Below are 20,107 nucleotides of genomic sequence, written 5' to 3'. Positions count from 1 at the left end.
ACTCTGGATGAGCCGTTTTTTTATATGCATAAATTGCCACTGTGATGTTAATTTTAAAAAACTGTATCTGTTTTTCTTTTAAATAATTTTCGAAAATGATCCTATTACAAAAGAGAGCACTATCATGAAAATGTATCAAGTCGATGCTTTTACAAAAGAGTTATTTCGTGGAAATCCTGCCGCTGTAGTTGTTGAAAAAGAATCGCTAGATGCAGATTTAATGCAGAAGATAGCATTTGAAAATAACTTATCTGAAACTGCTTTTGTCAAAATCATAGACTCTGAAAATTATGAAATCCGTTGGTTTACTCCAACGGTTGAAGTTGATTTTTGTGGGCATGCAACTCTTGCCAGTGCTTTTGTCATATTTAAAGATTTTACCGAGAAAAAGACCATTAATTTTCATGTACGAAACTTAGGTCTTTTTGTGGTTCACCAAGATGAAGATGGCAAAATCAGAATGGATTTTCCAATTCGTAAAGCTCATCAAGTTGAAGATTATCCAGCTATTTTACGTCAAGCATTAACAAAGCCTTTTAAAGCGGTTTATCAAAATGTTCAAGCTTACATTGTTGAGTATGGATCAGTGCAAGATGTGTTAGATGAGCAGCCTGACATGAATTTGCTCAAAGCTCTCGGTAAGAGAGCTGCAATTACAACTACAGCGATGGATGTTGCAATAACTTCAAAATCAGACGAACAATATGATTGTGTATCGCGTTATTTTGCACCTGTCGCGGGCATTGAAGAAGACCCTGTTACGGGTTCAATTCATACGGCAATAGCACCGTTATGGGCGGAGAAACTTGCTAAAAATAATATTATTGCTTATCAGGCTTCTAGCCGTGGAGGCATTTTATATTGCAATATTCTGAATCAGGAACGTATTGAAATTTCAGGATATGGGAAACTTTATATGCAAGCTGAAATTTTTCTTTAAAATATAAGGCCGTTTAAATAAACGGCTTTTTTTTCAAAACTTTACTATTAAAGTCAGCTTAAATTTCCTACTATAGTCCCACAACTATTGATTTTTTATTATTCAAATTAATTGGTATTTATATGTTTATGCAGTTTAAACAACTGACTCTCTCTCTGTGTATTCTTGGTTTAAGTGCTGCGTCTTGGGCACAAACTACATTAGTAAAAAGTAAGCAAAATATTGAGGAATATAAATTAGATAATGGTTTTCGGATTGTACTTGCTCCGAACGACAAAGAAAATAAAATCTTTATTAACACCATTTATTTAACTGGTTCATTAAATGACCCGCAAGGCAAAAGTGGCTTAGCTCATTTGCTTGAGCACTTGGCTTTTAAGGGCACGAAAAATGTTAAAGGGGAAGAGTTCCAGCGTCGTTTAGATCAATATACATTGATGACAAACGCTAGCACTGATTATTATTCAACCAAATATACCAATATTGTTCGTCCAGAGAAAAATGCGCTTGATCAAGTGCTGTATCTTGAATCTGAACGTATGGACAAATTAGTTCTTCAAGAAAAATTTGTTCCTTCTGAAATTGAAATCGTAAAACGCGAACGCGAGGTCCGTATGGACCAGCCTTTTGCTGTACTGATGGATCAAATGTGGAAGTCAGCTTATGGTAATCAATATTTAGGTCGTTTACCGATTGGCGATTTACCTGAGCTCAAATCTATTAAGATGCCTGAATTGAACCAGTTTTATCGTAGCTGGTATGCGCCTAATAATGCAGTCATGGTGATTTCAGGTAAGTTTGATAAGACAGATGTCTTAAAAACAATCGACCAATATTTTAGTCCGATTGAAGCGCGTGAGGTTCCTAAGCCTGTACAGATTCCTATGCTCGACTCTACAAAAATAAAAAATCGTCAGTTTGTGGTGAAAAAGGGGAGTGATCTCGCTAAATTTCATATCTATATGAATGGTAAAAATACCAAAATTCAGCCGACACTCGCTTTAGCGCCTTTGTTGTATACGATGCAGCCAAGTGGTCATTTATATCAGAACATGGTTGAAACAGGTATTACCACAAATGTTGATGCGAGTACGTGGTTAGACCAAGATTTTAATGTGGTGTTTCTAGGTGCCATTTATGCACCAAGTAATGACCCTAAAAAAGTTGAAAGCTCTTTGTTAGCGGGTATCGAAAAAGGAAAGCCTTTTACTGAAGTTGAATTAAATCGTGTTAAAAGTTTAATGAAAACCCAAGGTGACTTGATCACTAAAGATGCAGTAGCACTAGGTTCACGTTTGAGTGATTATACGGTTGCTGGCGGGCAATGGGATCAATATTTTAAAGACCTAGATTCAGTAGAAAACGTTAAGTTAGATCAAGTGAATCAAACTTTAAAACAATTCCTTGTGGCTGAGCATCGTATCGACGGTGATATTTTGCCAACACCCGAAGATCAGAAAAAAGCGCAACAGCAAAATGCAAAAGAAACACCTAAAACTTTAGATCAGGTAGAAGCAAAGGCAGAGCCTTTAAAAGATCCGAAGGCATATCAACAAGAAGTCGCTGAGTTTTTAAAAACCTCTAAGCAATATGTTGAAAGCAATGAAAAAAAGATTATCCGTGGAAAACTAAAAAATGGAATGAAGTATGCTTTATTCCCAGTTGAAACACGTGATGATCGTACTTATGCAACCATTACAATGGACTTCGGGACAGAAAAATCTTTATTTAATAAAGGTACGGTAGTTGATTTAACCTCATACTTGTTGCTTCGTGGTTCTGATAAGTACAGTTTGCAAGATATTGCTGATAAATCAATTGATGCAGGCGGCGCGGCTTATGCAAGTGCTGACGGCAATGGCATGACCATTAATATTCAGTCTAAATCAGAAAAATTTGATGAGTTTTTCAAGTTTGTTCTTGATGTAATGAAAAATCCGAAATTTGAACAATCTCAATTTGATTTAATTAAATCGCAAAGCTTATCAAGCCTAGATCGTCCTTATACTGAACCAGATGTGGTGGCTGGCTTAACTCTTTCACGTTTGCTTGAAGAATACCAACCGGGTGATTTGCGTTATCACTTTGAGCCTGAACTGGCAAAACAACAATTGAAAAACGCAACTCAGGAGCAAGTGAAAGAATTGTATGAGCGATTCTTTGCAATGAACCATGCTCAAATTGCCATTACGGGCGAATTTGATGCGAAAAAGATGCAGAAATTACTGAATCAGGAATTTGGTCGTTGGAATAGTCAGCAACCGTATCAAAAAATCTTGATTGATCACGTTGATTTTCCAGCACAGCAAGTTCATGTTTTATCTGAGCAACGTGAATTTGGTAGTTACCAGAGCGTACTTTCACTGCCAGTTGGGAAAAACCATCCAGATGCATCTGCTCTTATTTTGATGAACTATATTTTAGGGGAATCCCAAATTTCATCACGTTTGGCTCAAGAGCTTCGTGAGAAAAATGCCCTAGTGTATGGTTTTGGAACTGGGTTGCAACTTGATCGTGACACGAATGTAGGCGCTTTGAGCATTAGTGCAAACTATACTTCGGGTCGCTCAGCACAAGTGTCTGCTTCAATACATAAAGTATTAAATGACTTGGTTAAAAATGGCGTGACTGAGCAAGAACTTGAAGCTGCTAAAGCAGATATTATGAAGAAACGAGTTACGGCATTAGAAGATGAACGTAATATTCATGGCATGTTAAATCTCCAACTTGAGTCTGGTAAAACATTACAAGACCGAGTTCGACATGATCAAGAGTTAACTAAATTGACTGTTGCAGACGTCAATAGAGTAATTAAAAAGTATATTAAACCTGAGCATTTGGTCGAAGTGATGGCTGATCAATATGGTCAGGCAGCAAAAAAATAAAGTCTTCTCGCAAATAAAAAGCCACTGAATCGTGGCTTTTTATTTGGGTTTTTAAATCATATTAATGATCGTGTTTATGCGCGTGAAAATCTTCATTTTTACGGAAACGTAAATAATTTTCGAATTGCTCACAATACTCATCGAAGTTATCTTCAAGCATCATTTGAAATTGTTGAAGAAGGTAAGACATGACCTGATCTTTCGCATCACGCATTTCATTACCATCTTTAAAGTTATTTGCTGCTACCCATGTGTTGAAGCGGGCAGTCGCAAACAACATTGCAGCACTCACTTGACCACGTAACTCAGCCGGATCTACTTTTTTATCTTTTGGCGGGCGACAAAAATCATTAGCCTGTTTAATAAATTCATCCGCACGCTCAAAGAAAACAGCATTTAACGCTTCTTCTTCAGTAATATCTGTTGCATTAATCTTTTGAGACATGACTTATTCCCGCAAAAATAGAGCTGCTTATTATAGGCAAACGCTTGCGGAAACAAAACCTTTGACTTAGTCTGTAAATAGCCTAAGTATTGGTAGGAGAGACTAATATGCAAGATGCAATTGCTATTCAAAGTTTAAAGACAGATATTGCTTTATTACGCCAGCATGTTTTCCCACCTCAATATTTAGAGCATGTTGAAGGACTGCCGATTTATTATGGCTTGCAAGAAGAAATCGAAAACTATTACCGACAGTGGCAGGGGCTAATTGAAAGGGCGCAAGAGCTTTTTCAGCCATTTATGGAAGATGAATTACCAGAAGCTATTCATTTGCCAAGTCACTTAAATTTACCGCTGTTCTTTTTTCATGTAGACCGAATTCGGATTAATAAAACACGCGCAAAAGAATCTAAAACTTTCCGTGGTGTGGCGAGTCTTATTGAAAAATGCGGGCAGTTTGAAACAGACCAGATATTTACGATGCAAGAATGGTTGCAAAGCGACGATACAGCGGCTCTGGTTGCTCACCGTGAATTCATTGATTTAAGAACCTATGTATTCCAGCACGGGCAAAGTGAATATACCCGTTCGCGTTTTTATACCAATGGTATTGTGCTAGGGGTTGAGCCGCATTTTAAATTGGTCGATGCTCGCGATAAACCAAGAAAGCAGCGCAGTGATAGCTATAGTGACCCGTTAGCAGATAACGGCGTATGGAAAGTATTTGGTAAGTATCGATAAAAGTCGCTGCGTGTTTACAGCGACTTTTTATAACTTACCAGAAAGTTTCAACCTCACTAAAAGTTTGTAAAGCTTTTGCTGAGCGCTTTTGTAATTGAGGCTGTTTGGCTTTGACCCAGCCTAGGGCAAACCAGAAAGATGAGTCATTTTCGACAGCTTTATTGAAAATACCTTCTGCGATAAATAAATCGTTATATTGCCCAAGCGTATTTTGCACAGGTTGTAGCTGTTTTAAATATTGTTGTACCTTTTTATTTGGATAAAGACTCGAAATAAATTCAACACAATAACGTAACTGCTTAGCTTGCTTTCTTATTTTGTGTTGTTCAGTCACTTCAAGCTCAGAGAAGTGTTCAGCATTGTTAATTACTTTATGATGTAACTTATCTAAACTCTTTTTAATGTGTTTTTTTAAGCCACCTGTTTTTTTATTCGAGTCTTCTTCTGAATAAGCAAATGCTAGTAACCCGAGTAAGAGCTTAATCGTGTCTGCAGAGGTAAAGATTGTTGCGAGTTCTTTTGAGGGCTGGGCTGAAACTGGTAGTAAAAGTTCAGGTGAACCGTGTTGTTGAATGACAGGTAACACTTCGGTACGAATTGCATCTTCATCACGAGTGTCGCCAAGCTTACGGAAAAGCTCAGCAATTTGTTCTTCCCAAAGTGGATTTAGCTCGCCTGACCAGCCTGAAAAATGCTTAAACGCACTACGCAAACGTCGTAGACTTACACGTGCCTGATGGATATGCTCAGCTTCGGCAACCCCATCGGCAATTACAGCCATATTTGGCAAAAATTGTTCTAAACAGTTTTCGACAATCTTTTTGAGAGCTTGTTCAGCAGTAATATCTTTATTTAATGTCAAAGCTTTAGCATGAACAGCAGGTGAGGCTGCTTGCCCTAGTGCTAATAAGTTGCCACGCTCGGCTTTACTTCTTACATCAAGCCAAAGTGCGTAACGATTAATCCATTGCTGGGCAAATTGAATAAGCGTTTTTACTGCACCTTGTTTGAGTTCAAATTCAACTTCACAAATTACACTTTGTGCATCCGCTGTTTTTACCACACCATCATCTAAACAAACTTCAATAGCCGTATCGTCTGCTTCAAACACATGATAGGTGCGCTGAACATCAGTCTCAAACTGCAAACTTAGCGCTTCAGCTTGTGTTCCTAAGGCTGTATTAATTAAATCAGTTACCACTTTATTGTCTTGATACAACTCAAGGTTTAAGTCAGGTTCTTGGTCACACTTACCTAAATAAATTTCTTCTTCAACACGGTGTAGGTGGCTTTGACCTGCGGCTTTAAATGTTTGTACCCATTGATCATCTTCTTTACGTAGACGCAGGGCCATGCCATTTTTGGAGAGTAATCGATCAGGAGTATCGTAATACTTTGCCTGTAAGTGAATATTCTTTGCTTTGTGCTTTTTTAAGTATTGCTGGACAGTTTTTTTCTTCGATTCAGGTAACTGAAACTTTAGTTCGACTTCGACCATAATATATCTCCCTGAATCAGGTATTTAAACTATCTTGAATAAGTATAATAGCTTAGTACTAAAAGTAATGGTTTTGATAGAGAAAGTTACAATCAAACATATGACGCTATACTTTTATTTAGGTGTACAATCAGGTGACGTTTTGATCAAATAAAAATCAGGAAGATGATCGTGAATGCACCAGTGAACTTTAGCCATGAAGCTCAGCCAGAGTTTGAATTGCCGATTAAAAACTATCAGGAATTTTATCGTTTTTATTTAACAGAACACCGTAACATTATGAGCAGACGCTTACATGTGGTGGGTAGTAGTATTGGCATATACTTTTTTTCAAAAGCAGTCCGTAAGAAACAAACCAAATATATACTCTATGGTTTGGTAGCGGGTTACGCAAACGCTTGGGTTGGACATTTTGTGTTTGAAAAAAATAAACCTGCCAGTTTTAAACAACCTTTCTATAGTTTTATTTCTGATTGGCGAATGTTGTCTGATGTTGCACGTGGCCGCTTGAGTTTGGTTGATCGTAAGCACGACAAGATTCCGAGCTAATATTTATTTCTATTCTTAATATACCGATTGGTACTGGTAGACCTAGATCAATCGGTACTTATGATGTTCTATAAATCCGTTATACTAGCCAAGTTTTTTAAAGCGAGAGTAGAGTATGCGCGGTTTATATCTCATTACCAATGATGACCCAATCCAACTATTATTAGAAAAATTAGATGCCGCGCTCGCAACTCGTCAGGTCGCAATTTTACAGTACCGCCGTAAAAAAATAGACAAAGCAGACCAACCCGCAGAAGTCGAAAACATCAAACTTTTATGTGAAAAATATCAGGTTCCTTTTGTGATTAATGATGACCTAAAACTGGCTGCTCAGTTTGGATTAGGTGTGCATTTGGGACAAAGTGACGGTGAAATTACCGATGCAAAATCGCAATTACCAGAAGGCGTCATTATTGGTCGTACTTGCCTGAACTCTTTAGAGCTTGCACAAAAAGCAATTGCAGATGGCGCGACCTATATTGCATTTGGTGCGGTTTACGCGACTTCTACAAAACCTGAAGCAGGTAATGTCGGTATTGAAGTGATTAAGCAAGCAGCAGCCAAATATGATGTACCAATTTGTGCCATTGGTGGTTTAACTGTTGAAAACTCACAACCTGTGATTGAGGCCGGGGCTGACCTGTGTGCAGTCATTAGTGATATATTAGGCCGATCAACTGCTGAAATTCCTGCCCGTGTACAGGCGTGGGCACAATTATTTTCTTAAGCTTTCAAAATTATTTTTTAGATATTTAAGACGAGCATTTCCATGAGTTTATCTCCAAAGCAAGAACAGTTATTTAAACAAGCCAGCAAACACATTCCAGGTGGTGTGAACTCTCCGGTACGTGCCTTTAATGGCGTTGGAGGAACACCGGTTTTCATCGAAAAAGCAAAAGGTGCTTATTTGTGGGATGTCGATGGTAAGCGTTATGTTGACTATGTCGGTTCTTGGGGACCAATGATTTTAGGTCATGCTCATCCTGAGATTATTAAGGCTGTACAAACAGCAGCAGAAGATGGTTTAAGTTTTGGTGCGCCGACTGTTCATGAAACAACGCTAGCAGACATTATTTGTGAAATCATGCCATCAATTGAGTTGGTACGTATGACTAACTCAGGTACAGAAGCGACCATGACTGCTATTCGTTTAGCACGTGGTTATACTGGACGTGACAAGATTGTAAAGTTTGAAGGTTGCTACCACGGTCACTCTGACTCACTTTTAGTAAAAGCAGGTTCGGGTTTACTCACTTTAGGTGAGGGTGAACCGACTTCGAAAGGTGTTCCTGTTGATTTTGCTAAGCACACTTTAACGCTACCTTACAACGATATTGCTGCATTAAAAGAATGTTTTGCTAAGTTCGGCCATGAAATTGCGGGTGTTATTATTGAGCCTGTAGCAGGTAACATGAATATGGTGAAACCGATTGACGGTTTCTTACAAGCCATTCGTGATATTTGTGATGAATATAAATCTGTATTCATTATTGATGAAGTGATGACAGGCTTCCGTGTTGCTTTAGGCGGTGCGCAATCGGTTTATAACGTTAAACCCGATTTAACGACTTTAGGTAAAATTATCGGTGCAGGTCTGCCTGTTGGTGCGTTTGGTGGTAAACGTGAAATCATGGAATGTATCGCACCTTTAGGTGGTGTATACCAAGCCGGTACATTATCTGGTAACCCACTTGCTATGCGTGCTGGTATCGAGATGTTCAAACATTTACGCCAACCAGACTTTTACAGCAACTTATCTGCTCAACTTGAAAAGTTACTTGCAGGCCTACAAGCTGCAGCTGATGAAGCGGGTATTCCATTTAAGACTCAACAAGCTGGCGCAATGTTCGGTCTTTATTTTACCGACCAAGAAGATATTACAAGCTTTGACTCTATGTTGGCCTGTGACATTGAAGCTTTCAAAAAGTTCTTCCATGGCATGTTAAAACGTGGGGTAAACTTAGCACCCTCAGCATTTGAAGCGGGCTTTATTTCATCTGCTCATTCTGATGAAGATATCGAATTTACGATTCAAGCTGCCAAAGAAACATTCGCTGAAATGAAGTAAGCAAAAAAGCCCGTGTTAAACGGGCTTTTTAATTTGAGCTATTTTTATATTTGTAGAGAATAATGTTTTATCCCTTACCTCGAAAAATCCAGTTAGCTACAAGTACTTCAAATTGGTCAATTGAGTCTACGCAAAGTATTTTACTCATGGTTGGGCTCAATGAGCTTAGAGTACGACCAGATTGGTCTGTGCAACCATTGGCAAACCATTTAGAACTGTTGAGTAAACGAGCTCAATCACTCGAAATTCCAGTTATTTTTATAGATACAGCTCAGCTTCAACAAACCATGTTGGAGCTTGGTCAGCGTTTGTCATCAAATACTCAGGCTCAAGTTATGATGGCAGGTGATTTGTCGCCTGTGTTTAAACAAGTCATGCAGCTTGTTTTATCGATTACAGATCAGGTCAGTATTGTAAATGATGCAATCTTGGCGAGTAGCTTAGAGCAGCATATCCAATGGGTTGAAAAGATCAGTTTTGACTCCATTCAACATGTAAACACAAAGACTTTAATACGCTTATGGTCTTTAAGTGCGCCGTCTTCCTATATCTTGTCAGATAAAGGAGTTTTATTGGCAATTGCTGAACAGGTGGGGCGACATCCTATGGAGATCCATCCGGAAATTGATTTAAGAAACTACGGACTAGATCAGTCTGCTGTGAATTATCTGGTCGATTTATGGCGTGCAAATGGTGCGAGTTTGAGCGCTGAAGAGTTAATGCAAACACCGACATTGCAACATATTATGCAGTTATTGAAGCCTTGACTGACGATAGACCTTAAGTACTCCATAATATTTGCAAATTCTGCTGTTAATTTACCCGAACGGCATTGTAATTCGGACGTAAGCTTTTTATTATTGCCCGCTTGTTTTTCATCTTACCTTGGGAATACAACTTTGAGTGATTTTCTAAGTGAACATCTGATCTATCGTGATGATGATTTTATGGTGATTCATAAACCTTCGGACATCTTGAGTGTTCCTGGTAAGGGTGATTTACATGATAGCGTTTTGACAAGGTTGGTTGCGATTGAACCTAAAACTTTGCTCATTCATCGTCTAGACCGAGATACTTCAGGTATTTTAGTATTTGGTTTATCGAAGCGCGGTCAAAGTGCAATTGCACGTCAATTTCAAGATCGTCAGACTTCAAAAATATATGAAGCGCTTGTCGCAGGCCACTTAGAGGGTGAAGGGACTGTAGATATTCCTGTCATCTATGACCCAAGTCGACCGCCTTTACATATTGTCGACGCTTCTCACAACAAACCTGCTTTAACACATTGGCATGCCATAGAACATTTTCAAATTCAGGGACAGCCTGTAACTCGTGTGAAATTAACACCAATTACGGGTCGATCCCATCAACTCCGTGTACACATGCAATATCTTGGACATCCAATTGTAGGTGACACGCTGTATGCAACACCGGAGCAGCAACTTGTTCCGCGTTTATGTTTGCATGCCAAACAGTTAAGTTTTAATCATCCTGTCACAGCAGAAACATTAACTTTTGACTGTCCTGTACCGTTTTAATGTAAAAACTTTTGATGAGTAATTTTTTGTAGCAAAGCGATTTAATTGGTTTTTGCTTCAAAATTTTGCTTTAAAGACTACATAAAAAGATGCAAAAATAAGCTAATTTGCATCGTACAATATGTAGTGCGAACTTGAGAGAAAGGTGGAAAAATTGCAGCAGTATGCTATTGGTCAACGTTGGCTATCAGACACAGAAACTGAGCTCGGTTTAGGTGTTCTTATTGATGTAGATGAAAGATCTGTCAGCATTTTATTCCCCAAAAGTGATGAGACACGTGTCTATGCACGTAATAATGCTCCACTATCTCGTATCATCTTCAATACGAATGATGAGGTTCAAGATCAAGAAGGTCAGAAGTGGATCGTTGAGTCGATTGAAGATCGTCATGGTGTTTTACGTTACAACGTCGTTCGTACTTTAGAAAATGGAGAGCAAGAGCGTAAAGCGTTAAATGAAACGCGTATTGGTGCGCAAATTCAGTTGTCGAAACCTTTAGATCGTTTACTTGCAAGTCAAGTTGATTATAAAGAGTGGTATGACCTGCGTATTGAAGCGATGTTGATGCAAGCGCAAATGCAGAATAGCCCTCTACGTGGTATGGTTGGGGCGCGTGTTGGTTTAATTCCACATCAGCTTTATATCGCACACGAAGTTGGTAAACGTTTTGCACCTCGTGTTTTACTTGCCGATGAAGTAGGTTTAGGTAAAACAATTGAAGCTGGTTTAATTATCCACCAACAACTTAAAACAGGACGTTCAGAACGAATTCTTATTTTAGTCCCTGATTCTCTTCAGTATCAGTGGATGATTGAAATGCGTCGCCGTTTTAACTTGCAATTCTCTCTGTTTGATTTAACGCGTACCGCATCTATTAAAGAACATGATCCAGAGCTTAACCCGTTCTTGACTGAGCAATGCATTATTGCCAGCGTTGACTTAATGGTTGACCATGATGATTTGCGTGAGCAAGCCATAGAAGCTGGTTTTGATTTGCTTGTGGTTGATGAAGCACATCATTTGATGTGGAGCGAAGAAGAAGGTGGTAATGATCGCTACGATTTAATTGAAGAATTAGCTGAAAATACAGCAGGGGTGTTATTACTCACTGCAACACCTGAACAATTAGGCGTAGAAAGCCATTTCGCTCGCTTACGTTTGCTTGATCCACAGCGTTTTAGTAGTTTAGAGCGCTTTTTAGATGAAGAGACTCAATATCAGCAAACTGCAAAAATTGCTGAAGTGCTTATGTCTGATCAAGCTTTAACGCCAGAGCATTTATCAGCTTTAGAATGTTTATTAGGTCACAGTATTGAAGACCAGCCTGAACAACGCTTTAGAGCAATTCATGAATTATTAGATCGTCATGGTACTGGACGTATTTTATTCCGTAATACACGTGAAGCCATTCAAGGCTTCCCAGGGCGTGATTGTCAGCCAGCACCATTACCAGCACCAGAAGATTGGTCAAAAGATGGGAAATTGCGTGAGCAGATGTGGCCTGAAGAAGCGCAAATTGATGGTTCATGGATGCAGAATGATCCGCGTGTGCCATGGTTAATGGAAATTTTACGTAGAGATCTTAAGCATAAAAAAGTGCTTTTAATCGCGCGTAGTGGACCAGTGGTTGAGTCTTTAGAAAATGTGTTGCGCTTACATGCAGGTATTCGTACTGCAATGTTCCACGAAGGCATGAGCTTACTTGAACGTGACCAAGCTGCTGCTTATTTTGCTGAGGAAAGCTATGGCGCACAGATTCTACTGTGTTCGGAAATTGGTTCGGAAGGCCGTAATTTCCAATTCGCCAGTGATCTAATTTTATTTGATCTACCAGCTAACCCGGATGTTTTAGAGCAGCGTATTGGGCGTCTAGACCGTATTGGTCAAGAAAATCGTATTCAGATTCATGTGCCATACCTGATGGGAACAGCTCAAGAGCGTATGTTCCGTTGGTATAACGAAGCACTAAATATTTTCAGCAATATTTCGCCAACAGCACAAACGTTGCAAGAGAACTTTATTGTTGAATTAAAAGACTGTTTACTTGCAGACCAAGGTCAAACATTTGAAGATTTGCTTGAAGAAGTAAATGTTCAACGTCAAGCTTTGGAAGCTGAGCTTCAAGCTGGTCGAGATCGTTTACTTGAATATAATTCATGTCGTCCTATTGTGGCACAAGAAATTGTTCAGGCACTTGAAGACTATGATGATAATACAACGCTACCAATGTTTGTGAAGCGTTTCATGTCATCAACCAATATTGACTTTGATGAGCAAAGTAATGGTACGGTGATTATTAAACCGACTGACCAAATGCAAGTGCAAGGTTTAGCTTTAGACGAAGAGGGGATGACAGCAACCTTCTATCGCGATCAAGCTCAGCTTCGTGAAGATGCTCAATATTTAACTTTAGAGCATCCATTCATTGAAAGTGTTATGGAAATGATCCGTACACAATCATTTGGTAGTACCAATGTTGCTGTGCTCAAATCGAATGCGTTAAAGCAGGGTTCAGTATTAATTGAAGTCTGGTTCAAAGTAGATGTTGTTGCACCGAAGTCACTGAATTTACCATCGAGCTTACCTAAACAGCTTATTCGTGTATTGTTAAGTGAAAATGGTCAAGATTTGTCTGAAAAAATTGATCCGACAATCTTGAAACCGTATTTACATCACTTAGATGGCAATAGCTGTCGTCAGGTGGTTAAGGCTCGTCGTGATATCATTGAGCAGCGCTATAAACAAGCGTTAGAGATTGCGAAAGTTGATTTACCTCAGCTTCAACAGCAAGCAAAAGAACACTATGGTAATAAATGGCAATATGAAATTGACCGTTTAACTTACTTAAAACAGTTCAACCCAAGTATTCGCCAAGATGAAATTGACCGTTTACAAAAACTGCAAAAAGAAGGGCTCGGCTTGCTTGATGGTTTAACTGTTACACCAGAAGCGATTCAAGTATTAGTTGTGGTTAAGCCATAATCAACTCAAATAAAAAAAGCGCCGATATGGCGCTTTTTTTATATATCGATTTTAAATTAGATGAGACCAGCATCTTTTAGTTCTAATTTTAAATATGCATAGAAAATTGGAGCTGCGATTAAACCGCCTAAGCCAAAAATTGACTCACAGATTAACATTGCCAATAAAATCTCCCACGCATTTGCATTGATTTTATGCCCAATAATTTTAGCATTAATAAAATATTCAAGTTTATGAACCAGAACGAGATAAAGTAATGCGACGCTTGCGAGTCCGAGTGAAACAGTAAGAGCGGCAATAAATGTTAAAGTATTTGAAATTAGATTACCTAAAATTGGAATAAGCCCAAACATAAAGGTCAAAATAGTAAGCGTTTTGGCAAATGGAAGGTGAGTTCCCCAAAGCGGCAATAAAATAAAGGCGAATAGAATAAAGAGCAGGGTATTAATTGCTGAAATTTTTATTTGTGCAAAAACCACATTTTTAAATGAAATTGATAATTTTTGAATACGTTGGATAAGCAGGGACTTAAAAACAGGCTGAGGCGTACGGCGGTGAAAACCATGTATCGCGACCAAAATACCAATAATTAATCCCATGACCATGGTCACGAAGTTATGCAAAATATCGGAACTGGTATTTTTTAATGTGGTCACGTTATCTTTCATGAAAGCAAAGATTTCGTCTTTTAGATCTGTCACGCTATCAGGAATATAACCCGGAAGATATTTTCCGATCTCTGCTTGTAAATGAAGGAGTGTTTGGTCAACTTTGCTATTAATACTATGTAATCCGACACCTTTTAGATCATATACAACAAAACTAATCAGGCTCGTAATGAAAAAACCAATGAGCGAAATAGTAACAATACTGAGTAAAATACTAATAAAAATACGAGCTCTTTGGCCGTCAATATAACGTTCTACCACCGAACTTAAGCTAATAATAATTTCATAAATGAGAAAGCCTGCAAAAAAACTTGCTAATAGATGTAATGGGATAACCGAAAGCAAAAAGATGCCCATAAGAATGTAGCTTGCAATCAGACTTTGACGATTATTCAAATTTTGCATGTGGATCCCTGAGATCGTTGGGAATATAGGAGAAAGAGCAAATGAAGTGATTATTTATACTCTCGCGAGCTATTAGCTTCAATCAGTGAATTATATTTTTATTGGAAAATAGAGGAGTTAGATGTAAAAATGGCCTGTTCATCAACAAGCCATCTCTAAGATAATTTTAGCGAATTTTTGCTTCATCCAGATGACGTGCGCCTTCTAAAATCATTCGAATCATAATCATGGTTTGTTCAGCCACTTCTGTACGTTGATTGATAGGAAGATCAATGACTTTGGCACCCATGTGAAACACAAGTTGAGTAATTGCTTTTGCAACAAGGTCTGGATGATACAAATGATTGTTATTTAGGCGTTCAAGACGAATTAAATCTTCTTGCAACTCTTGCTGAAAAAAGTTGAGTTGACGGTCTACGGCAGCTTTATAAGAAGCGGAACCTGTAAAACTTTCACGTAGTAATAAACTTAAATTGCCTTCATCGGCATCGAGCTGTTGAAGAAAAATATCGACAGAACTACGAATAATGCTTTCTTGTAAGGAAGCACGTAGGCGAGCTTGACGGATAATTTTACGTAAAACGATACCTGCTCGGTCAATTAAAGAAATTGCTAATTCATCAATATCTTTAAAGTGTCGATAGAAACTATTGGGCGCAATTCCTGCTTCACGAGCTACTTCTCGTAAACTCAGTGAGGCAATACTTTTTTGCGGACCAATAAGGTTTAAAGCGGCCTGAAAAAGCTCTTCTTTAGTAATTGTCGCTTTTCTTCCAACAGAACGCGTAGCTGTTTTAATTTCAATGACATCTTGTTGTTGAGGTGTGTCATTCAGGTTCTGAGAAAGTGAAGATTGGGTCATGCTGTTCAATATATTTGTAAACTCTCAGGATTATAGCCTTAGAAGCTGAACTTGTGAAATTGTAATTAAAAGTACGAGTGTATATACAAATATATATACATGTGTATAATAATTAAAAAAGAGCGACAGAGCCTTCAATTATGCAAGCAATCGAAAAGAGAAATTCTCTATTCAATTCATTGACACAAGCCATCTTTGATAAAGAAATGGCTAATTTCTGGCTACAAAAAGTTAATCCTTTATGGTCTGTAAAACATGGCCTTGTTCAAATTGTAAAAAAAGAATTTGTCGCTCACGACATGGTGAGCTTGACGCTAAAATGTAACCGCTTAGTGAAAATGGGCGTTGCAGGCCAGCATCATCCTGTGATTGTAGAAATTGCTGGTCGTCGCTATGAACGCACTTATAGTTTGACGCAAATAGATGCGCAGCATTTACGTTTAACAGTTAAAAAAGTTGCTGATGGTATCGTGAGTAACTGGTTTATTTCTGAAAGCAAAATCGGTGATGTTTTTGAGCTTGGTCGACCTTATGGCGACATGCAACAAAATATCAAAACATCAAATTTAATTATGTTGGCTGCGGGTAGTGGTATTACCCCAATGTTAAGTTTGATTACTGCGATTAAACAAAGTCAGCAGTTAGATAAAGTTCAGGTACAACTTTTATATTGGGTAAAGCAACGCTCAGATGCAGCTTTTGTTGAATACTTTGAAAAAGTTGCACAGCAATATCCGAACTTTAATTATCAGGTTTTCTATACACAAGAAACCCCAAATGATGAGCGTTTAAATGCAGAGCATTTAGCATTGGTTGATGATGTCGAAAACAGCACTATTTATGCGTGTGGACCTTCTGGTTTTGTGGCGACTGTTGAGCAACTTTTTGAAAAAGCTCCAGCCGTTTTAACAGAAGCATTTAGCTTAACAAATGAAAGCTCTGCTGATGACGTCGGTTATGTGAATGTCACATTAACCGAGTCTAATAAGGTCATTGCAATTCCTAAAGGCCAGTCAATTCTGGTTAGCCTTGAACATGAAGGCCTTAAACCAACTCATGGCTGTCGTATGGGAATTTGTAATAAATGTGTTTGTAATAAATCACAAGGTTCAACGCGTAATTTACTTAACGGTAGTGAAAACACTGAACCAAGCCAATTACTCAAAATTTGTGTGAACTCAGCACAATCCGATCTAGTTATTGATCTTTAAGAGAGAACTCTTATGAATATGCCAGTGAAAGTCGAATATTTTAAAAATCCTAAAAATCGAGATTTGACTCCAGCAGAACTTGATGCATTTGCAAAAGAGCTCGATCAGATCAAGCAAGAAGTATTGGATGATTTGGGCGAGAAAGATGCTAAATATATCCGCCGTGTTTATGCTGCGATTCGTTATAGTAGCTTTTTAGGTCGTGCTTGTTTGTTTGCAGGTTGGTTCCCACCAGCGTGGATTTTAGGAACAGGCCTATTAGGCTTCTCTAAAATTATGGAAAACATGGAACTCGGTCATAACGTGATGCACGGTCAATATGACTGGATGAACGATCCTAAGTTTAATGGTCAAACTTACGAGTGGGATACTGTCGGTACTTCTGATAACTGGCGTCAAACTCATAACTATAAACATCACACTTATACCAATATTAAAGGTATTGATGATGACATTGGTTACGGTTTACTTCGTCTATTCCCAGAGCAACGCTGGAAACCGGGTTTCTTACTTCAACCTGTTTATAGCATTCCATTTTGTTTGTTGTTCCAATGGGGCGTAGCCATTCAAAATCTTGAAATTGGACGTGTCCTTTATAAACGTAAGAGCATGGCAAAATTCTTGGAAGAATTAAAACCTGTTAATAAAAAGATTGGTACGCAACTTTTTAAAGACTACGTTTTCTTCCCTTTAATTGCGGGACCTGCAGCTTTACCTGTTTTCACTGGTAACCTAGTTGCAAATGGTCTTCGTAATATCTGGACATTTACGATTATTTTCTGTGGTCACTTCACAAAAGATACGGAAGTATTTCCAAAGTCTGTTTTACAGGATGAAAGTCGTGGTCACTGGTATATGCGCCAGATTCGTGGTTCTTCTAACCTAAAAGGTTCAGAAGCATTACATATCTTAAGCGGACATTTGAGCCATCAGATTGAGCACCATTTGTTTCCTGACATTCCAGCGCGTCGTTATCGCCAAATGGCTCCAAAAGTTGAAGCTGTATGTAAAAAATATGGTCTAAATTATAACAACGCAAGTCTAGCTAAACAGTTTGGACAGGTGGTAGGCCGTATCTTTAAATATGCTTTACCGTTTAAAAAATAAGCCATAAAAGCCCTGATTAGTTCAGGGCTTTTATTATTTCTTTTTAGAAATCCACATAGTAATCGTAGCTTGAAAAACTTTATCTTTTTGAGCGTCATAGACTTCTACATTTACTAAATATTCGCCAGCTTTATCCCAGTCATAATTTTTTTCTACAGACGTTGCAATTGCAATCAGGTCTGTTTCTGCCTTTTTTAAATATTCGACCGTCATGCCCTTGGGGATCCAGCGGTGTGTAGAAGGTACAGTAACTTCTGTCATTGTTCCACCTGCCAGTTCTGCCATATTACACATCGCAATCGCATGTACAGTTCCAATGTGATTGAGTACTGAGCGTTTTTTCTTAATGGAGATTTCGCAATAGTTGGGTTTTAACTCGATAAAGAGCGGGGAAATACTTCCGAAATAAGGGGCTTTCAAACATAGCATACGTGAGAAAGTCCATTTTCCTTTCGGAAAACTAGACACTTTGTTCCAAAGTTCTAAAGTAGTTGCCATGATTTAAGGCTCCATATAATAAAAAACAGAATTATGTTCTGTTAAAGAATATAATTCTGTTTACAAAAATGAGTCAAGCCATTCAGAATATCTCCGATAACTGGTTAGGGAATAAATGATGCAATCTGCACAAGAGTTATTAGAGCGGTTATATCCAGGCAGAAGGGCTGCTTTAAAGAGACAGATTTTAATAGATGCCTTGTTTTGTTTTTTAGAAAATGGAATTGAAACCACAAGCATTGAAATGATTCGTTCAAAATCCGACAGTAGTGTAGGGGCTATTTATCATCACTTTAAAAACAAAGAAGGTATTGTTGCGACTTTATTTTTTGCAGCTTTAGATGATCAAGCAGTCCTAAGAGATGACTATCTTGAGCGCACAAAATCGCTTAAAGAAGTTTTATATGCTTTTATCCATAGCTATGTTGATTGGGTAAGTGAACAGCCAGAGTTTGCTAAATTTTTAATCTCTGCTCGTTTTAGTGTGATGCAGGGTGAAGACCAAGAACGTCTCATTCAGAAAAATAAATTAAGAAATCAAAAAATTTTTAATGCAATTTCAGATTATGCTGAATCTGACTTTTTAAAATCTATACCGCATGAGCTATTACTTTCACTTGTGATTGGGTCTACAGAAAATTATTGCCGTGCATGGCTATCTCAAAAAGTTCCTTCAAACCCTAAAGTTTATAAAGATATTTTGGCAAAAGCTGCATGGGATTCTTTGCAAAATTTGAGTTAAATATCTTTATCACTCCATAAAAAAGCCGCATCGTTCATGCGGCTTTTTTAGAGATAGAAATTATTTAAACTGAATTGAACCGTTTGCATTTACAGTAATTTTAGACTCGCCAGCTGCCATGTCTTGAGCTGGTGCAGCTTCCGCCATAGCGAACTTAGCCATGCTGGCACGCATTACAGGTTGCGGGAAATAGTTGTTGGTATTCAAGTTCAGAGTAACCAAGGTATATTGGTTTTTATTCCATGCTTGGGTCAACATTTGAGCACGTTGTTGGAAGTTTTTAGACGCTTCTACCATCAACTCATTCTCAACCTTTTTACGTTGTTCATCTGAAACCGTAAAATTAATCGATTGTGTTTGGAAGTTTTGCTGTAATTCGTTTATTAGCTGGCTAGCAGCTTTAAAGTCTTTACTTTCAAGACGGATTTCAGCGCGACCACGCCATTCTTTTAACTTATTGCTATCGTTATCGTAAATTGGATAAGTGCTTTGAGCACCGGTTTCCACTTTGACTTGAGGATATTTACGAGAAACGCTAAGCGCCTGATTCATCAATTGATTAATTTGATTTGAAAGCTCGGCTGGTTGCTTGTTACTTTTTTCAATATATAAAGTTGCATGCATTTCATCATTAGAAACTTGACGCGAAGCTTCAGCTTGTACATTCACAAGATTGTAGTTCAAGCTATTATCATCCTGAGCAAAAACTAAAGGGCTAAGGAAGGAACCTAAAAGAAGACTAGAGAGGGCTAAAGTACGCATAAATTTTTCCTTTAAAAATTAATATAAATTTAATTTTTTTCATTAAGAAATGTTAAACATAACTTATGCATAACTTTTGCAGATTTTGTGGCGTATTTGTAATATTAAAATCTGTTTTTTTAAATTTTGGTAAACATAAAATTCTTTAAAAAATAAAAACTTAAAATTAAGGTATTGCAATGTAACTTAAAAAATCAAAGTAATAT

General features: G+C 38.0%; 18 protein-coding genes. 12 read left to right on the top strand and 6 right to left on the bottom strand.

Going from position 1 to position 20,107, the window contains the following annotated elements; genetic code table 11:
- Positions 1–124: 124 nt before the first annotated feature.
- Together HUN22_RS07300 and HUN22_RS07295 are read left to right on the top strand one after the other, a co-directional pair.
- Positions 125–940, top strand: a complete 816-nt coding sequence (locus tag HUN22_RS07300) for a PhzF family phenazine biosynthesis protein (RefSeq protein WP_174727578.1) — start codon at positions 125–127, stop codon at positions 938–940.
- A 122-nt stretch (positions 941–1,062) separates the two neighbouring features.
- On the top strand, positions 1,063–3,825 hold the full coding sequence (locus tag HUN22_RS07295) for a M16 family metallopeptidase (protein WP_174727575.1): 2,763 nt from the start codon (positions 1,063–1,065) through the stop codon (positions 3,823–3,825).
- A gap of 61 nt (positions 3,826–3,886) precedes the next feature.
- Here HUN22_RS07295 and HUN22_RS07290 read toward each other — a convergent pair whose 3' ends face one another.
- On the bottom strand, positions 3,887–4,270 hold the full coding sequence (locus HUN22_RS07290; protein ID WP_002118682.1) for a DUF3144 domain-containing protein: 384 nt from the start codon (positions 4,268–4,270) through the stop codon (positions 3,887–3,889).
- 107 nt (positions 4,271–4,377) lie between these two features.
- Between HUN22_RS07290 and HUN22_RS07285 the strand changes: the two genes are divergently transcribed.
- Complete coding sequence (locus tag HUN22_RS07285; protein WP_174727572.1) at positions 4,378–5,010, top strand: hypothetical protein; 633 nt, start codon at positions 4,378–4,380, stop codon at positions 5,008–5,010.
- A 34-nt stretch (positions 5,011–5,044) separates the two neighbouring features.
- Here HUN22_RS07285 and HUN22_RS18340 read toward each other — a convergent pair whose 3' ends face one another.
- The gene (locus HUN22_RS18340; RefSeq protein ID WP_174727569.1) at positions 5,045–6,508 is read right to left on the bottom strand and encodes a CYTH and CHAD domain-containing protein; all 1,464 of its coding nucleotides are present in this window, start codon (positions 6,506–6,508) and stop codon (positions 5,045–5,047) included.
- Between the two features lie 165 nt (positions 6,509–6,673).
- On the opposite strand from HUN22_RS18340, the gene HUN22_RS07275 reads away from it, so the two are divergent.
- From HUN22_RS07275 to rapA, 6 genes are all read left to right on the top strand, one after another.
- A complete protein-coding gene (locus HUN22_RS07275) occupies positions 6,674–7,057 on the top strand; it encodes a DUF962 domain-containing protein (protein WP_174727566.1) in 384 nt (127 codons plus the stop codon).
- 115 nt (positions 7,058–7,172) lie between these two features.
- Positions 7,173–7,784, top strand: a complete 612-nt coding sequence (gene thiE / locus HUN22_RS07270; RefSeq protein WP_174727563.1) for a thiamine phosphate synthase — start codon at positions 7,173–7,175, stop codon at positions 7,782–7,784.
- Positions 7,785–7,826: 42 nt separating this feature from the next.
- A complete protein-coding gene (gene hemL, locus HUN22_RS07265; RefSeq protein ID WP_016140339.1) occupies positions 7,827–9,125 on the top strand; it encodes a glutamate-1-semialdehyde 2,1-aminomutase in 1,299 nt (432 codons plus the stop codon).
- A 62-nt stretch (positions 9,126–9,187) separates the two neighbouring features.
- Positions 9,188–9,892, top strand: a complete 705-nt coding sequence (locus HUN22_RS07260) for an acyl carrier protein (protein ID WP_174727560.1) — start codon at positions 9,188–9,190, stop codon at positions 9,890–9,892.
- A gap of 132 nt (positions 9,893–10,024) precedes the next feature.
- Positions 10,025–10,663: an RluA family pseudouridine synthase gene (locus tag HUN22_RS07255; protein WP_174727557.1), complete on the top strand. Its 639-nt coding sequence runs from the start codon at positions 10,025–10,027 to the stop codon at positions 10,661–10,663.
- A gap of 145 nt (positions 10,664–10,808) precedes the next feature.
- On the top strand, positions 10,809–13,646 hold the full coding sequence (rapA, locus tag HUN22_RS07250) for an RNA polymerase-associated protein RapA (protein WP_174727553.1): 2,838 nt from the start codon (positions 10,809–10,811) through the stop codon (positions 13,644–13,646).
- Positions 13,647–13,702: 56 nt separating this feature from the next.
- Here rapA and HUN22_RS07245 read toward each other — a convergent pair whose 3' ends face one another.
- Positions 13,703–14,719 carry an AI-2E family transporter gene (locus tag HUN22_RS07245; protein WP_174727550.1) on the bottom strand — a complete coding sequence of 339 codons (1,017 nt, stop codon included), beginning with the start codon at positions 14,717–14,719 and terminating at the stop codon, positions 13,703–13,705.
- A gap of 166 nt (positions 14,720–14,885) precedes the next feature.
- Positions 14,886–15,581 carry an HTH-type transcriptional repressor FabR gene (gene fabR, locus HUN22_RS07240; protein WP_086265418.1) on the bottom strand — a complete coding sequence of 232 codons (696 nt, stop codon included), beginning with the start codon at positions 15,579–15,581 and terminating at the stop codon, positions 14,886–14,888.
- Positions 15,582–15,721: 140 nt separating this feature from the next.
- On the opposite strand from fabR, the gene HUN22_RS07235 reads away from it, so the two are divergent.
- Both HUN22_RS07235 and HUN22_RS07230 read left to right on the top strand, forming a co-directional pair.
- Positions 15,722–16,792 carry a ferredoxin reductase gene (locus tag HUN22_RS07235; protein ID WP_174727547.1) on the top strand — a complete coding sequence of 357 codons (1,071 nt, stop codon included), beginning with the start codon at positions 15,722–15,724 and terminating at the stop codon, positions 16,790–16,792.
- Between the two features lie 12 nt (positions 16,793–16,804).
- Positions 16,805–17,899: a fatty acid desaturase family protein gene (locus tag HUN22_RS07230; protein ID WP_174727544.1), complete on the top strand. Its 1,095-nt coding sequence runs from the start codon at positions 16,805–16,807 to the stop codon at positions 17,897–17,899.
- A 33-nt stretch (positions 17,900–17,932) separates the two neighbouring features.
- Here the strand turns inward: HUN22_RS07230 and HUN22_RS07225 are convergent, their stop codons facing one another.
- A complete protein-coding gene (locus tag HUN22_RS07225) occupies positions 17,933–18,397 on the bottom strand; it encodes a hotdog fold domain-containing protein (protein WP_174727541.1) in 465 nt (154 codons plus the stop codon).
- A gap of 118 nt (positions 18,398–18,515) precedes the next feature.
- Between HUN22_RS07225 and HUN22_RS07220 the strand changes: the two genes are divergently transcribed.
- Positions 18,516–19,139 (top strand): TetR/AcrR family transcriptional regulator, encoded by a 624-nt coding sequence (locus tag HUN22_RS07220; RefSeq protein ID WP_174727581.1) that lies wholly within the window; start codon positions 18,516–18,518, stop codon positions 19,137–19,139.
- A gap of 60 nt (positions 19,140–19,199) precedes the next feature.
- On the opposite strand, the gene HUN22_RS07215 is transcribed toward HUN22_RS07220, so the two are convergent.
- Positions 19,200–19,901, bottom strand: coding sequence for an SIMPL domain-containing protein (locus tag HUN22_RS07215; RefSeq protein WP_174727538.1), 702 nt, complete (start codon positions 19,899–19,901; stop codon positions 19,200–19,202).
- Positions 19,902–20,107 lie beyond the last annotated feature (206 nt).

The sequence above is a fragment of the Acinetobacter lactucae genome, assembly GCF_013344765.1.
GTDB classification, from domain to species: Bacteria; Pseudomonadota; Gammaproteobacteria; order Pseudomonadales; family Moraxellaceae; genus Acinetobacter; species Acinetobacter lactucae_A.
The sequence above is the reverse complement of the archived record's forward strand: the minus strand, read 5'-3'. Positions and strand labels throughout refer to the sequence as shown.